We start from the raw sequence: 17,650 nt of genomic DNA on the forward strand, positions 1-17,650 counted from the left end.
ACGTGTTACTCACCCGTCCGCCGCTAATAAATCAGAAGCAAGCTTCTAATTTATTCGCTCGACTTGCATGTATTAGGCACGCCGCCAGCGTTCGTCCTGAGCCAGGATCAAACTCTCCAAAAAGTGTTTGATTAGCTCAAAAATGTTTTAAAAATAGTTTAATTAAACGCTTCGTCTTGTTCAGTTTTCAAGGTTCAATTTACTTTTTTTGTCACAAACGCGACTTTTATAATTTATCACGTTCATCACAAAATGTCAACTACTTTTTCAAAAATATTTTTTCTTTTTTCAATATCTCGTAGCGACATATATTAATATAACAAGATTTTTATTATATGTCAATCATTTTTTAAAACTTTTTTTATATGAGAATTGGTATTACTCATATCTATTTTCAACCTGTCATATAATATATCATTAAGTAAATATGTTTGCAATATAATTTTTAACATTGTTTATGGAATGATTCATACGAATGAATCATTCCATTTAACTTCCCTTTTTTTTATGTATCGAAAAAATGTACAAACCAATTAAAACAACGAATCCACCAAGCAATTGTGTCCAAACTAGTTTTTCCTTTAATAAAATATATGCTAATAAGGATGCACCTACTGGTTCAAATAATATTGCCATCGATATCACATTTGTGCTTACCCATTTTAATGTCCAATTAAACAAGGAATGACCAAGTAAAGTTGGTACGATTGCCAATAACAGAAAGTAAATCCAGTCTTCCAATGGATATGGAAATAATGACTCTTCCTGCATGATGGCATATATAAACAAAGTAATCGAACTAATGGAATAGACTATAAACGTGTACGTTATCGATGATATTCTTTGTCTTACCGATTGTCCAAATAGTAAATATCCAGTAATGAGGGCACAAGCAATTAATGCAAGTAAATCTCCCCATAAGCTTTTTGTATTTAATGCAAAATCCCCCCAACTAATGATGACACTTCCAACTATAGTAATGACTGCACTAATAATTGTTTTTATCGATAGGCTTTCTTTATAAAAATAGTATGTACCTATAAATGCAAAAAGTGGTTGTAGCGTTACTAGTACTGTCGAGCTTGCGACGGAAGTGTAATTTAAAGACTCAAACCATAAAATAAAATGAAACGCTAGAAATACTCCTGCTATAATGGAGTATATCCAATCCTTTATAGTGATTTGTTTTATTTCATGAACATATTTTATAAGAAATATTGGTAACAAGATGAGAACTGAAAAAAACAATCGATAAAAGGCAATTACTCCTGAAGGTGCACTAGATAATTTTACAAATATGGCTGAAGTTGAAACAGAAATAACCCCAATAATAATTAGTAGGTATGGATTAATTTTTGGCTGAGACATTTTGTAACTCCTTAATCATAAAGTTCTTTCCTTTATCTTTAGTGGTTTCAATTAAATCAATTATATATCGATAAGAACTGATTATAAATAAAAAACTATTTTCATATTGATTGTTGCTATTTATAAAATGCAACAGAATGAATACTATTCGCGCTTCTGTTTTTCATAGTCAACGTATACTCATTCTATTAAGCGGTTCATTTCATATTTCATATTTCTTATGTCATGAAATAACAAACATTCTTTTAGAAAATAGCCATAAAAGAGAAATTCCATTTAGAAAGGAATGAATAGAACATTATCAATTATTTAGATTTGGATATTATTATTAAACTCGGTATTACTGCAGCATTAGGATTAATCATTGGATTAGAGAGAGAAATCAAGCGTAAACCGCTCGGATTAAAAACATGTCTTGTCATCTCGATTGTCTCCTGCTTGCTTACCATCATTTCTATTGAAACAGCTTATGATGCAACAGGTTCTGATAAAGGTGTTAATATTACGATGGATCCGCTCCGGCTAACTGCACAAATTGTTTCAGGGATTGGTTTTTTAGGAGCTGGGGTAATTTTAAGAAGAGGGAATGAAAGTATCTCTGGTTTGACAACTGCTGCAATCATTTGGGGCGCTGCAGGAATTGGAATTGCTGTTGGTGCAGGATTTTACTTCGAGGCAATTTTAGTTGTGATTTTTATCATGTTAAGTGTTGAATTGATTCCATTTATTATGAAATATATCGGACCACGTCAACTAAGAGAAAAGGAACTTTCATTAAAGCTATATATAAATGAAAATAATCACATCAAGTCGATAATAGATGTTATTGAAGAAAAGAAAATAACAATTAATCATATGCGGATAAAGGATATGAAGGAAGGTAATCACCTTATTCAATTAAAAGTGTCTGTTACTTCAAAGCAAAATCCTACAGATGTTTATTATTTAATATATTCTTTAGATGGGGTTACTCAAGTGGAAATTGAAAGCCTTGATTAATTATTTTAAAAATAATAACCGAAACAAACACATTACCAATTATATAGAAAAGGAGAAAGCATCTTAAGATCGGGCTTTCTCCTTCTACTAATTGCTATTCTATTAATACAATTGCATCAAAACCTGCATTTTTTGCTCGTCCTGCGAGCGCTGTCGCATTATCTCTTGATGAGAAGGCGCCAATTTGCACCTTATACAAATTACCATCCTTATTTACATAGACAGAAAAACCCGCATTTCTTGCTCGTTCTGCTAATGCATTGGCATTGCCTAAATTACTAAAGGCACCGATTTGTACCTTATATGTTGCGGATCCGCCATCAACCGGTTCCTCGCGTGGAGGATCTGTTGGCTTCTTTTGTAAGTTAAAAGCTTTCGCTAAGCCATTCACATGACCTCTTGCTATACTATTAATAAAGGAGGAATTTTTCAATTTATTTGCATCTGCCACTGTGTCAATAAATCCATTTTCCGTTAAAACGGCATCCATATGCGACTCACGTAATACATGGAAATTCGCTTGCTTCTGCCCTCTGTTTGTTAAATTTACTAATTTTAATATTTCATCATGAATATGATCTTGTATAGTTCTTGTACGCGTTGGAACACTTGTATAAACATAACTTTCAAAGCCTGTTCCGCCACCCGCATTAATATGAACCGAAATATAGAAATCAGCTCCCCAGCTGTTTGCTGCATTCGTACGTTCAGTTAAGCTTACTGTTTGATCTCCTGTTCGTGACATCCGTATGGAAACATTTTCATATTCTTCTAAAAATGTTTTCATTTTTTGCGCGATTTGTAATGTAAGGTTCTTTTCTTGTAGTCCATTTGCTACTGCACCTGCGTCTAAACCACCATGACCAGGATCAATAAAAATTTTAACCATTCTCTTCCACCTCTCTACATTATTTTGAAATATTTATCCAAAACTAGGGCACATGTAATATTTCATAGAAGATGATGATAAGTTTTGGAGAAGGGGCTTCCCTTCTAAAAACTGACGAAGGCTCCCTACTTTATATATATGAAAGTTATTGGAGTTTGGTTAATACACATTTTATAAAAAAAGACAGCCACTTTTTTGGACTATCTTTTATATGTAATATCCTTGATCGACTTTAGTTACGGCTATTCTTTATTTACCCGCAGGAAGTATTTGATAAACCTTCATAGAACTGATAATTCCATTAGCTTAAAAAAGTAATTTTATTCTTGAAATAACGGTTGCTCGATTATATAATATTCTTGTCAATTACCACTACCATGGGGGATTAGCTCAGCTGGGAGAGCGTTTGGCTGGCAGCCAAAAGGTCAGGGGTTCGAGCCCCCTATTCTCCATTACCAGAACCCTTGATAATCAAGGGTTTTTCTTTTTGGAAAATAATAGAAACACCCCTGCAACAATACAGACTTCTACAGGGGTGATTTTATCGTCAATACGACTAAAATTTCTAGAATTTATTTACTTTTACTTACTTCCTCATCCTTTTCTAATAAAACAATTAATCCCGGTAACAAAATTCCTCGAATAAGGAAAGTATCTAGTAAAATTCCGACTGCGACTATAAAACCAAATACAAATAGCAGTTCAACTGGTTGCGTCATCAACACAGCAAAGGTTGCTGCTAAAATAACACCTGCTGAGGAAATGACACCGCCTGTGTTAGCAACTGCAATTTCCACCGCTTCCTTAACCGAGTGAATTCTTCTTTCCTCCTGGAACCTAGAAATAAGCATGATGTTATAGTCAATTCCAAGAGCGACTAAAAATACAAACGCATATAATGGGACACGATCACTGATGGAACGAATATCAAAGAGTAAATCACTGAAAAAAGTACCAAGTCCTAATGCTGCGACAAAGGAAATCAAGATAGTTCCCATCATATAGATTGGCATTTTCCATGATTTCGTCAGGACAATCAGCATGATAAATATTAGGATCGTTTCAAGAACAACAATAACAATGACATCCCGATCATTAATATTTCTATCATCGACTTTTGTAGCTGTCTCACCAGCAAAATAAAGCTTTCCGTCCACATTACTTTCCATTATGATTTCGTTCGATTTCCCGATCATGGATTCCAGCGCATCCATTGTTTCAGTAGCATACGGATTACCTGCAAATGTCAGGCTGAAATTGATTACCTTTTGATCTTCGGTTATACCGTTCACTCGGACATTATTAACTAGTTCCTGATCTGCCAAAGTATTTTTCAATTCTTCCATTTGTTCAGATGTTAATCCCTCTGTTGCTTCAAATAAAACGGAGGTCGGTGCAAGATCACCTTTTTCAAACTTATCCTCTAAAATTTCATATCCTGCTCGGGACGGCATATCTTCTGGAAATGATTTCATCGTATCAAATTCATATTTTAGGTTGAACAAATTGCTGGCGGATACTAATAAAATAATGCTAATAACTGCGACCGAGATGCCCGGTCTTCTCGCAACTAATTGACCAACCTTACCCCAAAACTTCTGCCTATGAACCTTTTGTTCACCGACATTAGGGATTCTTGGCCAAAACGATTTTCTTCCGAATAAAGTAAACAGGGCAGGTATTAGTGTAATCGATGCAATCATAATGATAATCATCGTAGTTGCGAAGGTTGGTGCAAAATTACGATAGTCACCTGACTTAGCAAAAAATAGTACGAGCATAGCAGCTAAAACGGTACCGCCAGAGAAAAAGACTGGCATACCCGTTTCCTTCATTGCGATGCGCATAGCCTCATATTTACTTGTATATATTTTCAGTTCCTCACGATAACGGGAGAAAATAAATAATGAATAATCAATGACAGCGGCAAATAAAAGAATCGACATAATAGAGACTGTCTGACTACTTATCACCAATCCTACCTTGGCCATCATTCCAAGTACTTGTGTCACAACTTCATATACAAATACCGCCCCTAGAAGTGGGATAAGCGCTAATAATGGGGAACGATAGATAATTATTAATAAAACCAAAATGATACCAACCGTTGAAAAGATAAGCACTAAATCGGCACGGGAAAACAATTCCAATGTGTCGGTTGCTATTCCAGCCGGTCCTGTCACATATAATTTTAGGTTGGATGAATCTGCTACAATTTCATGAATTTTATCAATTGATTTTTGCATTTCCTTTGTTTCTAAGGATGCATCAAATGTTAATGGAATTATTGCGGTTGTTTTATCGTCCGAGAAAAATTCTACTGTTGCCTCAGGTGGGAGCTGAGATATTGGTACAATCTGATTCAGTCCATTAATTTCTTTACCTTCAACTAATTCTAAAACATTAGCCAGTTCTGAGGTGGTAACCTCATTTTTATCCGACTGAAATACTAAAATTGCGGGAACACCTTCATTATCCTCAAAATATTTATCTACCTTTACTTGAGCAACAACAGATTTAACATCCTCTGGAAGTGAATCAATTTTCGAAACTTGATAATCACGAACACTAGGGGCAAACATCGCTAATGCCATTGTAATAAGCAACCAAGCTACTAAGGTGATCCACATACCTTTTTTAGTTGTCACCAGATTTGTGATAGATTGTAACAGTGTTTTCATACGTTACTCCTTTCTTACTAACAAAAGTAACACTTATGTCACTTTAGAGAGAATTAATGACACTTGTGCCACTTTTAATTATCTTTCAAAGTAACATAAGTGTCAATTAATCGTTATTTAATATTCCGTGACAAATAACTTCTTTTATCGATTGAATCCATTCTATTGGTGGAATTCCAAAATGGTTCGGAATCATGATGGATTGAAAAATCATCCCTAGTATTAATGAGTCCGGTATGGATTCTTTTAGCTTCGCTTCCTTCCGCCCTTGGTCAATAAAGGATTGGAGAAGTTTGTACATATCAATATGAAGATTTTCTAACTGAACGATACTCTCTTTAACCTTACTGTTACCGCTCGTTGGAATTCGGCGACCGATAGTAATCATTTGTGGAATAGTGGAATTTTTAAAAATGGCATCCAATAAAAATGTTAATTTTTCATTAAAGGTTTGATAGTTTTCAATTGCTTGTAGCTCTTTAAGAAAAAACTTCATTTCATATTGCATATAACTCGTAATTAGTTCTTCGCGATTGTCGAAATATTTATAGATGGCACCTCTAGATATATCTAGTTGTTCTGCCAGAAGACCAAAATTAAATCGTTCATACCCGTGCTGAAGTAAAATTTGTTTAGTTGCATGGTACAATTCATCTGTTGAAAATTTACGTTCACGTGCCATATAATTATACCTCCTATCCACAATTATATAGTAAGGGAATAGACAAGGAAATATTAGATTTGTCCAATTTGAATAGGTAAAACAACTAGATATACAAGCTAAATATTATTAAATAATTTAAAACACCCTGTAATTTAGGTACCTTCCTACCAATTACAGGGCGTTTCTCTATTCGTTTTCTTCTTAATATTCTTTGATCATTAATGTGTTTTGTAATGCTTGTAATTCATGCTGAATGCTTGTATAAGCTTCCATTTCTGGTATCGGCTTTTTCTCTGGAAATCGCCTCCGGTTAACCGCATTCGCCATCGTTTCACAAGCATAAAGAATTTGAGCTAAAGCTTTATCCGTAAAAATTGGCCGTTGGTCATTCTCCGCACAATTTTCTAATAAAAAACCTAAATGTTGAATCGAAAATACTACTGGCCAGTAGTAATCCAACGCTTTGTTATTTACTGGAATTTCACCTGTTGCTGTATCATAGAGTGTTTTTAAGTTAATTAAATTCGTTCGCATTTTCATTCGTTCTCTACTATTTACTGCTTGGAAATTTTTCCCCTGATCAGAAAATAACACAACAATAAATTGCGCTTGGCTGCGAATCGTTTTAGCAATCACATGTGGAAGACGGCTAGATGCCGATTGTCTACCAATCAAAAATACGCCAATTAGCCCGATCGCACTACCAATAAGAACATCTGTCAGTCTAGCAGATGCAAAATAAGCAAAGCTAAATTCCCCAGGGATTGTGCTTTCCGTTATTAACAATGCATTTGGTGTGAAAAACATTGCGGCAAGCCCATAATTTTTCACAATAAATAATTCTGTAATAAAGGTTAAAAGTAGAATAAATAACGCAATAATATATCCAGATGGGTTTAAAGCAAGTATAATGCTTGCAATAAGAATTCCAATAATCGTGCCAAAGCTCCTTTGAATCGAACGATGCAAAGTGGCTACAATAGTCGGACCCGACAATACAGCTACACAAGATAGGGGAACCCAATACGACCTTGTTAAATCTAATTGATAAGCAATAATAGCTGCAATAATTGTAATAATCCCAAACCGAATCGCGGAAATAAATACGATCGAGTTTTTATCAAAGGCTCCCATGAAAATGTTTGTAACGGATGGCTTTGCTATTTGAATCACTTGATTAATTTTAGATTGTGGTTCATTCAATATAGCGTCCGCATCATAGATTTTGGAAAATAGTAGTGCAACGGTTGGTTGGACAGACTCAGGTTGGATTATTTTCTTCCAGGCTTCATTACTTGTTTTTTCTCCTAATGAATTTGCAATATTCCTCAAGGATTCTCCAATTTCAGCAGGTAAATGTTCTGTCGCATTTTTGAAATGCTCCATCACATGTAAAAAGATTCCATTTGCATGTGTTTTTAAAACAAACAGTCTACTAAACTGATTCGTAACTCTCCATGGAATATATCCAGCAGCGAGCGTTTCATCTGCTTCATTTAAAACCGACATCACCCGATGCCTTGCTTGTTGGTAATTATCCGTTCCGACAGAATCAGTAAAGTTTGCCAGTTCGAAATATACTCTTCTTACGATCCCGATTTCTGGACCATGTGGATTTATTAACCAACCTAGCATTGCAATTATCCATGAAAGGCAACCGCCTAGAAAAACGAGCCCGCCACGGACAAATGCTAGCTCGGGAGCAACTGGCATCCCAGTTGTTAACGCAAAAACTAATACAAAAAAGATGGCAGATGGTCCGATGATTTTTAATGCACCAAAAATAAAGAGTGCAATCGCCCCTATTATCCCCATAAAAAAAGCAGTCATCAATGGGTATGGTGCTAACAAAGTACCTAAAATTGTTACTAAGGTAAGACCCAGTATAACAAAAAATAGTTTTTTCGCTCTTTGGGCATAAGGAATATTAAATACGTAAAGATAGGTAAAGCCACCTATCCCTGCTAATAAACCATAGTCAAGATGACCCAATAATATTCCGATGATTATTGGCAGTGATGCTGCTAATCCAGCACAAAATGCCTTCAACCATGGAAATGGTTTCCGATTTACCGTAACTGCTTGCTTAATAATGGAAGGGGGATTTGGAGAGAGCTGCTCTTTGTTTGTTGTATTGTTTTGATTTTCTCTCATATAAAATAGTTCCTTTCCATGCCAAATAAATTTTTCCTCTTGTTAACAATATACCATAATATAGGACATGGAATTAATATAGCACTTATGGTTCGTAAACGTAGGAAGCAGATAGACACTTAGTAATACGATTCATACTATTACTTCGCAAATCTATCTAATTTTGTATCAAACCGCCACCAACAATAACTTAACCATAGCTACTCTTTTCTAAATAAATAAATACCCGTAAGCATTATCAATGCCATAACGAAACCAACGGTAAATGTCGGTATCGGAATTCGTGAAGCAAATAATGTTCCCATTGTCCCTGTGAACGCTGCTATCAAATAGGGTATCGCTGACTTTACTTTGTCTCCGCCAGATTTAGCATAGAACCAAGCATCCCATACACAGTATGCATAGAAGCACGGATAAAATAAGGAATACTGAAAATCAACTGTAGACAGTGCTTCGCGGTGGTAGCCATTTAAATCCAAATAAAGCGCATGATTGATTCTTCCAAAAATATTATCAAAATGCTCAATAACTATAAAAACGATTCCTCTAAAAATGTTGCCATTATAAAACTGTCCACAGCCTGGCATAAAAAGCGAAAAAAAGGCAGCAATTGTTCTCATCATTTCACCTAATAGTTTTTTTATTAGGTTCGACTTATATTGTAAATTTTATTCCAATTAAGGGAATTATTGTATTTTAATTCATTTCTTTCTAGATATTTTTTGTCTTATTTTTTATTATCACCTAAAATCAGGAAAAAAGTCTTCCTCTTTTCACTGTTTTTACCCAAAATCCTCCATGAATGGTTTTCGGTTCAAACGAAATGATAAATGCATTTGGGTCAACCTCTTTAATTAATTGATAAAGTTTAATTTCATATTTTCGTGGGGTTAATATTTGCATTGCCATCCGATTGCCTTCTAAACCATTCGCTTCCCATGTCGTGACCCCGTAGCCTTTTTCTCGCAATGTTTTTGGTAAATTTTTATCATATTCCTTTGTTATTACATTTACAGTAATATAACCAAGTGCCAGCTTATCCTCGATTTTTGTACCGACAATTACACCTATCCCATATCCAAGCGCATAAGCTAGTAAATTTTGAATTTCATTTAAATTATCTAGAACCAACCCAAGACCGACAACATAAATAACGACTTCAATCATGCTAATACATGCAGCCAAATATCGTTGGCCTTTTAACGTTAAAATCATCCGAATCGTAAAAAATGTAACATATACTATATTGATGATAAGGATAATTGCCACCATTACCATACTATTTCCTAACAAAAAAATCCCTCCAATAGTTTACTACTTCATTCTCTGCATTTTCATAACTTTTGTATCATTCCATTATCGGAAAATAACGATGGAAAGTAAAAAATTATGCCTATTTTCTTAATAGGATTACCAAAACAATCGGGGAAAATCATTTAACCACTGCAATCAAAATATTTACTGACCCACTAACAAAAAAAGACGTGGAATTCACGTCTTTTATGCTTTGCTTATTATGTTTATTATAAACAATGCATTTTTTTCTCTGCTTCATCCCATGGAACGGAAAAGCTTTGTCCTTTTGCACAAAACATTGAAGAAGATGTGTAATTAGGATCTGCATCCTTTTGATAACCGATCCTATCTATTACCTCCGCTTCATTATGACAATCAAAATAGCCCGCAAAGCTTAAACGAAGAGTTCCTTTTCCTTGCGTGAAAGAAGCTAGTATCGAATGATAATTTAAAAACGTAGCTACTGGCACAATACCGGTTAATATCGCTTTATTACCATCAATTTTCGGCGAATCATACTTCCCATATGCTGCTTGAATATCGGTTAATACTCGCCCCATTTGCTCTAAATCAACCTTTATTTTATACGAATAATATGGCTCCAATAGTCTATTATTTGCTTTTTCTAACCCTTGGCGTAATGCCCGAAAGGTAGCTTCCCGAAAATCTCCGCCATGTGTATGCTTATTATGTGACCGGCCTGTAAGAAGAGTAAATTTCACATCTGTAAGCGGAGAGCCTGTTAGTAAACCATGATGTGGCCTTTCAAAAATATGCTGACCAATTAAGCTTTGCAGTCCGACCGGTAAATCATCTGTATGGCATTCGCTCGTAAAATGGATTCCACTATTTCGTTTCGCCGGCTCCATTTTCAAATGTACCTCTGCATAATGTCTAAGTGGTTCAAAATGTCCATAGCCAATAACACTAGTATCCATTGTTTCTTTATATAAAATTTTCGGCTGCTCAAACGATATTTGCAATTGGAATCGTTCTTCCACCATTTGCTTTAATACTTCTAGTTGAATAGTTCCCATCACATGTATATGAATTTCTTGTAGCTGCTCATTCCATGTCACATTTAGTGATGGATCCTCTGCATCAAGGATGTTAAATATTCTCAATGCTTCTTTCATAGGAACCGCTGATTCAAATACTACCTTCGAGGTGAGGGTCGGTATCATAGCAAAGGTAGCACTTGTCTCTATACTACCAACGCCATCTCCAACGGTAGCATTTGAAAGTCCTGTCACCGCAAATAATTCCCCTGCTACCACTTCTTCAACAGTCTGATGTTTATTACCATTATATAGGCGGATTTGGGTTACTTTTTCTATCACTTGATTCCCACTACTACCATAGTTCAATTCTTCTCGCACCTTTAATTTACCACTTAATGCTTTTATAAAGGTTACTCTCGTTCCAGATTGATCAAAGCGAATTTTATAGACCTTCCCGGAAAATGACATATCGCTCCGATAAGCAGTTTTTGTTAAGCAATCAAATGAATCTAGAAAGTTTTGAATTCCTTGATTATGGAGGGCTGAGCCTGAAGTAATCGGATAGAGCTGACAGCTAGCAATTAGCTGTTGCATCGCCTGCAACCATTTTTCTTTTTCATATCCATCGGTCAAATAATGCTCCAATAAATCCTCTTGTTGCTCTGCTAGAAATTCGATTAAATCTTCTTTCATCACACCATCAATAAGTGCACCTGTTATATCCATTACATTTTCGGTTAAATTTTCTTTAATCTCTTCTATAACCTTTAATTTATCTGCACCTGTTCGATCCATTTTATTAATAAAGAAAAAAGTAGGAATTTGATGTTTTCGTAAAAGTTCCCAGACAGTTTCCGTATGCCCTTCAATCCCCTCCACTGCACTTATGACAAGAATGGCATAATCCATTACTTGAATAGCTCGTTCCATTTCAGGGGAAAAATCAACATGCCCTGGTGTATCTATTAAAAAATAATTGCTACTCCCGAAAGTAAACATTGCTTGGTCACTAAAAACCGTAATCCCACGCTGCTTTTCAATTGTATGACTATCTAAAAAAGTATTTTGATGGTCCACTCTGCCAACTTGTTTAATCGTATGTGTGTGATATAGTAGTTGCTCGGAAAATGTCGTTTTTCCTGCATCTACATGTGCTAAAATACCAATTGTCTTATTCATTCGTAACTCTCCTAACATACGAAATCTTTAGTTACATTATAACAGAATGAGGCGATCCCAATTAACCTATCAAAATCATTCTTTCCATGTAAAAAAGAACCCTATAAAGTAGCCCTTTTTTCAAAGTGCCTACTCTATAGGGTACATTTTAGAAATCTACAGTCTTTTTTCTAAATCTCTTTCATATTTATTTAAGCTTTTCTTATTCTTCTGATGAAAAGAACACTAATTGCCATAGCTAAAAGAATTACTCCAAGTACGAGCATATTATAGCTATTTGTTGCTGTATCCGGTAACTGATTGTTTGCTTTTGATTCTTCTGCAGCATCATTAGGAGCTAACGTGTCACTATCTTCTGGATCTACTGCATCATCCTCTGGTGCATCTGGTTGCTCAGGTGTTTCAGAATTATCTTCTGGTGTGCTTGGTACTTCAGGCGTTTCTGGTTCTTCACTAGGGGCACCTGGCTCTTCCGGTGTTCCTGGTTCTTCTCCAGGGGTACCTGGCTCTTCGTCATCCCCGGTCACTTCCGATATACGTCCTACTGTATTACTATAATCAATTGGTTCATCTCCAAATGTTCTAACAAAATCTACCGTAGCTTGTAAATCATCGGGACCTTGAACTGGATTTTCTCCAAACTCTAATAAACGATATTTATCTGTACTATGTGGGTACATATAGTTATTCACTGTAACGGTATAAGTAGCATTTGGATCTACTTCACTACCATCTGGTAAAAACATATCTACAACTTCACCAAATTCTCCTAAAGAGCTATCCCAAGTGTAGCTAAATCCACCGATAAGTACATCTGGACCATAACTACTAAACTGTGTATTTAATACTTGTCTTAATTCGTCGCCAGTAAGCTCAATTTTTACTAATGTATTACCAAATGGTTGAACATTAAAAAGCTCACTCCATGTAATATCTCCAGCATTAACGTTATCACGAATTCCTCCACCATTCATTAATGCAAAATCACTATCCATTGCTGCAATCATACCATCTGCAATAAGGTTACCTAACGGATTATCCCCGATTTCACCTTTTTGCGCATAGCCACCGACAAGCTCAGTTGCCGCTACACCAATTTTTTCACTTAATCTAGGTCCTACTAACTCTTTATAGTGGTTAAGTAATGTTTCTACTTCAGGATCAGGTGTTTTATCTTCTTGTACAACATCGACAATTTCAGCAGATTTGCGAACAATATCACCAGTTTCTGGATCAATCTCTAAATCTACATCAGCAAAAGCTTTCCCATACTCCCAAGCTTGGACAATTAGTTTGTTATCTACTACTGCATTAATTTTTACATGATTATGTGCAGCAAAGATTACATCCACTGCGTCATTTATTTCGTAAGCAATATCTGCAATATCACCAGTTGCGGTATCACCGGATTGATTTCCAGGTACGTGGGCTAGCACAACAATTGCTTCTACTCCTTGTTCTTGTAATTCTGGAACATAACGATTAATCGCTTCTGCTTCATCTGTAAATTCAAGATTTTCATTTCCTGCTGCAATAATCATTGATGGTGTTTCAACCGTTGCTACTCCAATAAAGCCGATTTTCACACCAGCAATTTCCTGAATTGCATACGGATCAAGTACTAATTCACCAGTATCTGCATATTCAACGTTTGCAGCTACCATTGGGAAATTTATCCCATCATAATTTTCTGTTCCATTTTCGTGGTCGCCACCTTCGATTAAGCGCATCATTTCATCAACACCTTCATCGAACTCATGGTTCCCTACAGTACCTACGTCAAATCCAATAGCTTCCATAATATCAACGGTTGGCTCATCCTGTAATAATGCAGAAACTGGAGAGCTTCCTCCAACCATGTCACCAACATGTACGATTAACGTATTCGGATTAGTTGCTTCACGTTCTTTTAAATATGCAGCTAAATAATCAATTTTTCCATATGTTAATCCATCAATTTCAGTTGAAACATCAATTTTTCCGTGTAAATCGTTAACACTTAGTAATTGAACATGTATATTACCATTCTCATCAGTTATTTCAGATACAGCTGTTACTTCTTCTGACAACACAGATTCCTGGTCAGAACCACCAATCTCTTGCGCGTTTACAGTAGGTACATAGTTTGCTAGAAAACTAGTTACTACTAAACTTAAAACTAATAATACGGAAAATAGTTTTTTTACTAAGTTAGTCTTCATGTTTCTCCTCCATTGTTATATTTCTCATACTTTTCAAACTTACCTTAATATAAATACTCGGTCAATACATTTTTCGTAAAATAGGACTAATTACTTAAAAAAAATATATATATTTGTAATTTATACATTCAAATACGAACAATTATTTATTTTACCAACAAAATATTAAGATATTGTAAAGAGGCAGTAAAGGATTTATGAAGTTGTTTCGTAGTTTGGAATGAAAAATTTACAATAAAAAACTCCCAAACATACATATTGTTTGAGAGTTTTGTTATCTCGTTACTTTTTTAGAGGGTATAATTTTCCTGTTAATGAGTCTTTTCTTATTTTTCGCTCACTTTCCGGTTGATGAGCTTTGTCTAACGGATTTCCTCTCGTTTTTTTGCTCACTTTCGTGTTGATGAGCTTTGTCTAACGGATTTCCTCTCGTTTTCTTGCTCACTTTCGTGTTGATAAGCTTTATCAACAGGTTTTTCTCTCGTTTTTTTACTCACTTTCCGGTTGACGAGCTCTGTCTAACGGATTTCCTCTTATTTCCTTACTCACTTTCCGGTTGACGAGCTCTGTCTAACGGATTTCCTCTCGTTTTCTTGCTCACTTTCGTGTTGGTGAGCTTTGTCTAACGGATTTCCTCTCGTTTTTTTGCTCACTTTCCGGTTGATGAGCTTTGTCTAACGGATTTCCTCTCGTTTTTTGGCTCACTTTCCGGTTGATGAGCTTTGTCTAACGGATTTCCTCTCGTTTTTTCGCTCACTTTCCGGTTGATGAGTCTTGTCTAACGGATTTTCTCTCGTTTTTTGGCTCACTTTCCGGTTGATGAGCTTTGTCTAACGGATTTCCTCTTATTTCCTTACTCACTTTCCGGTTGATGAGCTTTGTCTAACGGATTTCCTCTCGTTTTCTTGCTCACTTTCGTGCTGGTGCACTTAATCAACAAGATTTTCTTTCATATTCTTGTTATACTCCTTTATTTTGACCCCACAATAAACAAGATCGAGCAATCACCATTAAACAGGACGGTGCTTCATAAAATTATTGTAAGCAAAGCCACGAACTTGCTCTTCTGAATAATATTTTAATAGATGGTTAATTAAATTTTGTGTTTGTGATGCATTCTCTAGATCAATTACTTTTTGCGAGATTCCATCGAAATCAGAGCCTAAGCCAATTTGGTGAATACCACCAAGAGAACATAAATGGTCAATATGGCGTACTAAATCATCGATTAAGGCATCTCCTTTTTCTTTAATAAACGGCGGATTGTAAACAACATGGATGAGTCCACCTTTTTCAAACATTGCCTTTGCTTGTTCATCTTTTAAATTTCTTGGATGATCGCAAAGTGCACGAGCATTCGAATGGCTTGCAATTGGATACTTCGATAATTCCATTACCTCCCAAAAGCCTTTCTCGGAAAGGTGAGATACGTCAGTAAACACTTTGTTTTCATTATTTAGCTTAACGATTTCTTTTCCTAACAACGTTAATCCTCCACCACGTGGTTCTCCAGCACCATCGGCAGCAAGATTTGCATTATTCCATGTTAACCCGACAGACAATACACCTAATTGAAAAAGTGTACGTAATTTCGATAAGTCATTTCCTACTGCATCTACTCCTTCTAACGTAAGAAATGCACCAATCTCCCCATCCTGTAATGTGTCAAAATCAGACCATTGCTTTATTTGCTTCATTTCAGGATTTTTTCCGAGTACCTCTTCATAAAAATAATCTACTTGATCTAGAGCCTCTTGGAATTTTTGATCAGACTTCATTTCTGGCTCAATAAAAATAGCAAATGCCTGTACCTTTACATTACCTTCTTGTAAACGTAATTTATTCGTATCTAATTCTTGGGAATCTGCAAATCGTAAATTTCCCTTTTTATTCGATAGTTTCCATAATGCATCACAGTGTAAATCAATTACATTCATCTCGTCTTACCTCCTAATTTTTTCTTTATGTATTTTAATATTCTAACATTTCTTGAACGTGGATTGTGAAAAATATTGATTTTTCTCATCCTATATACTTGAATTCTATTTTTCAAAGGTCCATTTTATATCCACCAAAAAAATCAGCAAATTTATGTTAATCCAGAATAGAATGGCAAACACTAACAATGAAGAAATACTAGAGTAAATACAGATATGGTTGGTGGCATTCCTTGCGAGTTTTCTTTTTTAAATATTTTGAGCGATATCCATATTTAATTCGATTATTATTCATTGTCATTGGAATATTATTGTTTTTTGGTATGATCATTCATTTCATTGAACCGAAGCAATTCCCTACAATTTTTGACGGCATTTGGTGGGCTATTATTACAACCTCTACCATCGGTTATGGCGATTTTGTACCAAAAACCATTATTGGCAGGCTCGTCGGTATCCTTTTAGTTTTAGTTGGGGTAGGGTTTGTCACTTCCTATTTTGTCACCCTAGCAACCATGACTGTAAAAAAGGAAAATAGTATTCGGAAGGGGACGAAAGAGGTGAATGTAACAGATCATATCGTCATTATCGGTTGGAATGAACGATCAAAGGAAATAATCACAAGCTATCTACAATTAAAGTCGGATCTTCCCATTGTTTTAATTGACTACTCCTTACAGGAAAGTCCTTTTTCTGCCGAAAAGAATATCTTTTTTATAAAGGGAAATGCCTTTTCCGATGATATTTTAAAAAAAGCAAATATAAAAAATGCAGAGTTAGTAGTAGTTACGGCGGATGCTACGAAAAATGAAATAGATGCAGACATGTATACTATTTTAACAATAGTTGCGATTAAAGGGTTTGCTCCAAAAGTTTATTGTGTTGCAGAAATACTTACAGAGGAACAGATAGTGAATGCGAAACGTGCCGGCGCAAATGAAATTATTCCATCTAATAAGCTTGCAAGCTCTATCATGCTCCAAACTATGGTAACCCACGGCGTTTCTAATGCATTACTAGATTTTATGAGCCTCTTAAAAGGGGTAAAAGTGAGGTTCCTGCAAAATCCTAGCTTTACTAATCATACCTTTGAATCCGTCAGTATTATTTTGTTAAAGGAAAATAAAGTATTGTTAGGCGTAAATCGTGACGGAAAAACACATATTGGACCGCCACCAAGCTGGATTATATTAGCAACCGATCAATTGCTAATCATTGATCATTGAAGTTACATAATAGTACAGTTTAGTAGCTATCGAACAAAAAACCAGAACGAATCTC

At 35.4% G+C, this 17,650-nt stretch carries 12 protein-coding genes, 1 tRNA gene and 1 rRNA gene; 3 read left to right on the forward strand and 11 right to left on the reverse strand.

The window, feature by feature from the left end; genetic code table 11:
- Together OEV98_RS04195 and OEV98_RS04200 are read right to left on the reverse strand one after the other, a co-directional pair.
- A 16S ribosomal RNA gene (locus tag OEV98_RS04195) occupies positions 1-123 on the reverse strand; the annotation flags it as partial.
- 366 nt (positions 124-489) lie between these two features.
- Positions 490-1,368, reverse strand: coding sequence for a DMT family transporter (locus OEV98_RS04200; RefSeq protein WP_263071960.1), 879 nt, complete (start codon positions 1,366-1,368; stop codon positions 490-492).
- 300 nt (positions 1,369-1,668) lie between these two features.
- On the opposite strand from OEV98_RS04200, the gene OEV98_RS04205 reads away from it, so the two are divergent.
- Positions 1,669-2,367, forward strand: coding sequence for an MgtC/SapB family protein (locus tag OEV98_RS04205; protein ID WP_263072701.1), 699 nt, complete (start codon positions 1,669-1,671; stop codon positions 2,365-2,367).
- 94 nt (positions 2,368-2,461) lie between these two features.
- Here OEV98_RS04205 and OEV98_RS04210 read toward each other — a convergent pair whose 3' ends face one another.
- Entirely contained in the window at positions 2,462-3,256 is a 795-nt protein-coding gene (locus OEV98_RS04210; protein WP_263071961.1) for an N-acetylmuramoyl-L-alanine amidase, read from the reverse strand.
- A 379-nt stretch (positions 3,257-3,635) separates the two neighbouring features.
- On the opposite strand from OEV98_RS04210, the gene OEV98_RS04215 reads away from it, so the two are divergent.
- Positions 3,636-3,708: transfer RNA gene (locus OEV98_RS04215), tRNA-Ala, on the forward strand.
- A gap of 120 nt (positions 3,709-3,828) precedes the next feature.
- Here the strand turns inward: OEV98_RS04215 and OEV98_RS04220 are convergent.
- From OEV98_RS04220 to OEV98_RS04255, 8 genes are all read right to left on the reverse strand, one after another.
- The gene (locus OEV98_RS04220; RefSeq protein WP_263071962.1) at positions 3,829-5,937 is read right to left on the reverse strand and encodes an MMPL family transporter; all 2,109 of its coding nucleotides are present in this window, start codon (positions 5,935-5,937) and stop codon (positions 3,829-3,831) included.
- Positions 5,938-6,043: 106 nt separating this feature from the next.
- Positions 6,044-6,619, reverse strand: coding sequence for a TetR/AcrR family transcriptional regulator (locus OEV98_RS04225; RefSeq protein WP_263071963.1), 576 nt, complete (start codon positions 6,617-6,619; stop codon positions 6,044-6,046).
- A 183-nt stretch (positions 6,620-6,802) separates the two neighbouring features.
- Positions 6,803-8,755: an FUSC family protein gene (locus OEV98_RS04230; protein ID WP_263071964.1), complete on the reverse strand. Its 1,953-nt coding sequence runs from the start codon at positions 8,753-8,755 to the stop codon at positions 6,803-6,805.
- Positions 8,756-8,955: 200 nt separating this feature from the next.
- Positions 8,956-9,375 carry a hypothetical protein gene (locus OEV98_RS04235; protein WP_263071965.1) on the reverse strand — a complete coding sequence of 140 codons (420 nt, stop codon included), beginning with the start codon at positions 9,373-9,375 and terminating at the stop codon, positions 8,956-8,958.
- A gap of 130 nt (positions 9,376-9,505) precedes the next feature.
- Positions 9,506-10,048 (reverse strand): DUF2179 domain-containing protein, encoded by a 543-nt coding sequence (locus OEV98_RS04240; protein ID WP_263071966.1) that lies wholly within the window; start codon positions 10,046-10,048, stop codon positions 9,506-9,508.
- A 230-nt stretch (positions 10,049-10,278) separates the two neighbouring features.
- A complete protein-coding gene (locus tag OEV98_RS04245) occupies positions 10,279-12,231 on the reverse strand; it encodes a GTP-binding protein (protein WP_263071967.1) in 1,953 nt (650 codons plus the stop codon).
- Between the two features lie 191 nt (positions 12,232-12,422).
- Positions 12,423-14,432, reverse strand: a complete 2,010-nt coding sequence (locus OEV98_RS04250; protein ID WP_263071968.1) for a 5'-nucleotidase C-terminal domain-containing protein — start codon at positions 14,430-14,432, stop codon at positions 12,423-12,425.
- Between the two features lie 1,010 nt (positions 14,433-15,442).
- Complete coding sequence (locus OEV98_RS04255) at positions 15,443-16,369, reverse strand: dipeptidase (protein ID WP_263071969.1); 927 nt, start codon at positions 16,367-16,369, stop codon at positions 15,443-15,445.
- Positions 16,370-16,602: 233 nt separating this feature from the next.
- Here OEV98_RS04255 and OEV98_RS04260 point away from each other — a divergent pair, with 233 nt between their 5' ends.
- Complete coding sequence (locus OEV98_RS04260) at positions 16,603-17,595, forward strand: potassium channel family protein (RefSeq protein ID WP_263071970.1); 993 nt, start codon at positions 16,603-16,605, stop codon at positions 17,593-17,595.
- The last annotated feature ends 55 nt before the right edge of the window (positions 17,596-17,650 follow it).

The organism is Perspicuibacillus lycopersici, assembly GCF_025660475.1.
Lineage (GTDB): Bacteria > Bacillota > Bacilli > Bacillales > Caldibacillaceae > Perspicuibacillus > Perspicuibacillus lycopersici.

Excerpts from the sequence above, each read along its gene's own strand:
- OEV98_RS04200 (WP_263071960.1), bottom strand. The coding sequence starts at position 1,368 with ATGTCTCAGCCAAAAATTAATCCATACCTACTAATTATTATTGGGGTT.
- OEV98_RS04210 (WP_263071961.1), bottom strand. The coding sequence starts at position 3,256 with ATGGTTAAAATTTTTATTGATCCTGGTCATGGTGGTTTAGACGCAGGT.
- OEV98_RS04220 (WP_263071962.1), bottom strand. The coding sequence starts at position 5,937 with ATGAAAACACTGTTACAATCTATCACAAATCTGGTGACAACTAAAAAA.
- OEV98_RS04225 (WP_263071963.1), bottom strand. The coding sequence starts at position 6,619 with ATGGCACGTGAACGTAAATTTTCAACAGATGAATTGTACCATGCAACT.
- OEV98_RS04230 (WP_263071964.1), bottom strand. The coding sequence starts at position 8,755 with ATGAGAGAAAATCAAAACAATACAACAAACAAAGAGCAGCTCTCTCCA.
- OEV98_RS04235 (WP_263071965.1), bottom strand. The coding sequence starts at position 9,375 with ATGAGAACAATTGCTGCCTTTTTTTCGCTTTTTATGCCAGGCTGTGGA.
- OEV98_RS04245 (WP_263071967.1), bottom strand. The coding sequence starts at position 12,231 with ATGAATAAGACAATTGGTATTTTAGCACATGTAGATGCAGGAAAAACG.
- OEV98_RS04250 (WP_263071968.1), bottom strand. The coding sequence starts at position 14,432 with ATGAAGACTAACTTAGTAAAAAAACTATTTTCCGTATTATTAGTTTTA.
- OEV98_RS04255 (WP_263071969.1), bottom strand. The coding sequence starts at position 16,369 with ATGAATGTAATTGATTTACACTGTGATGCATTATGGAAACTATCGAAT.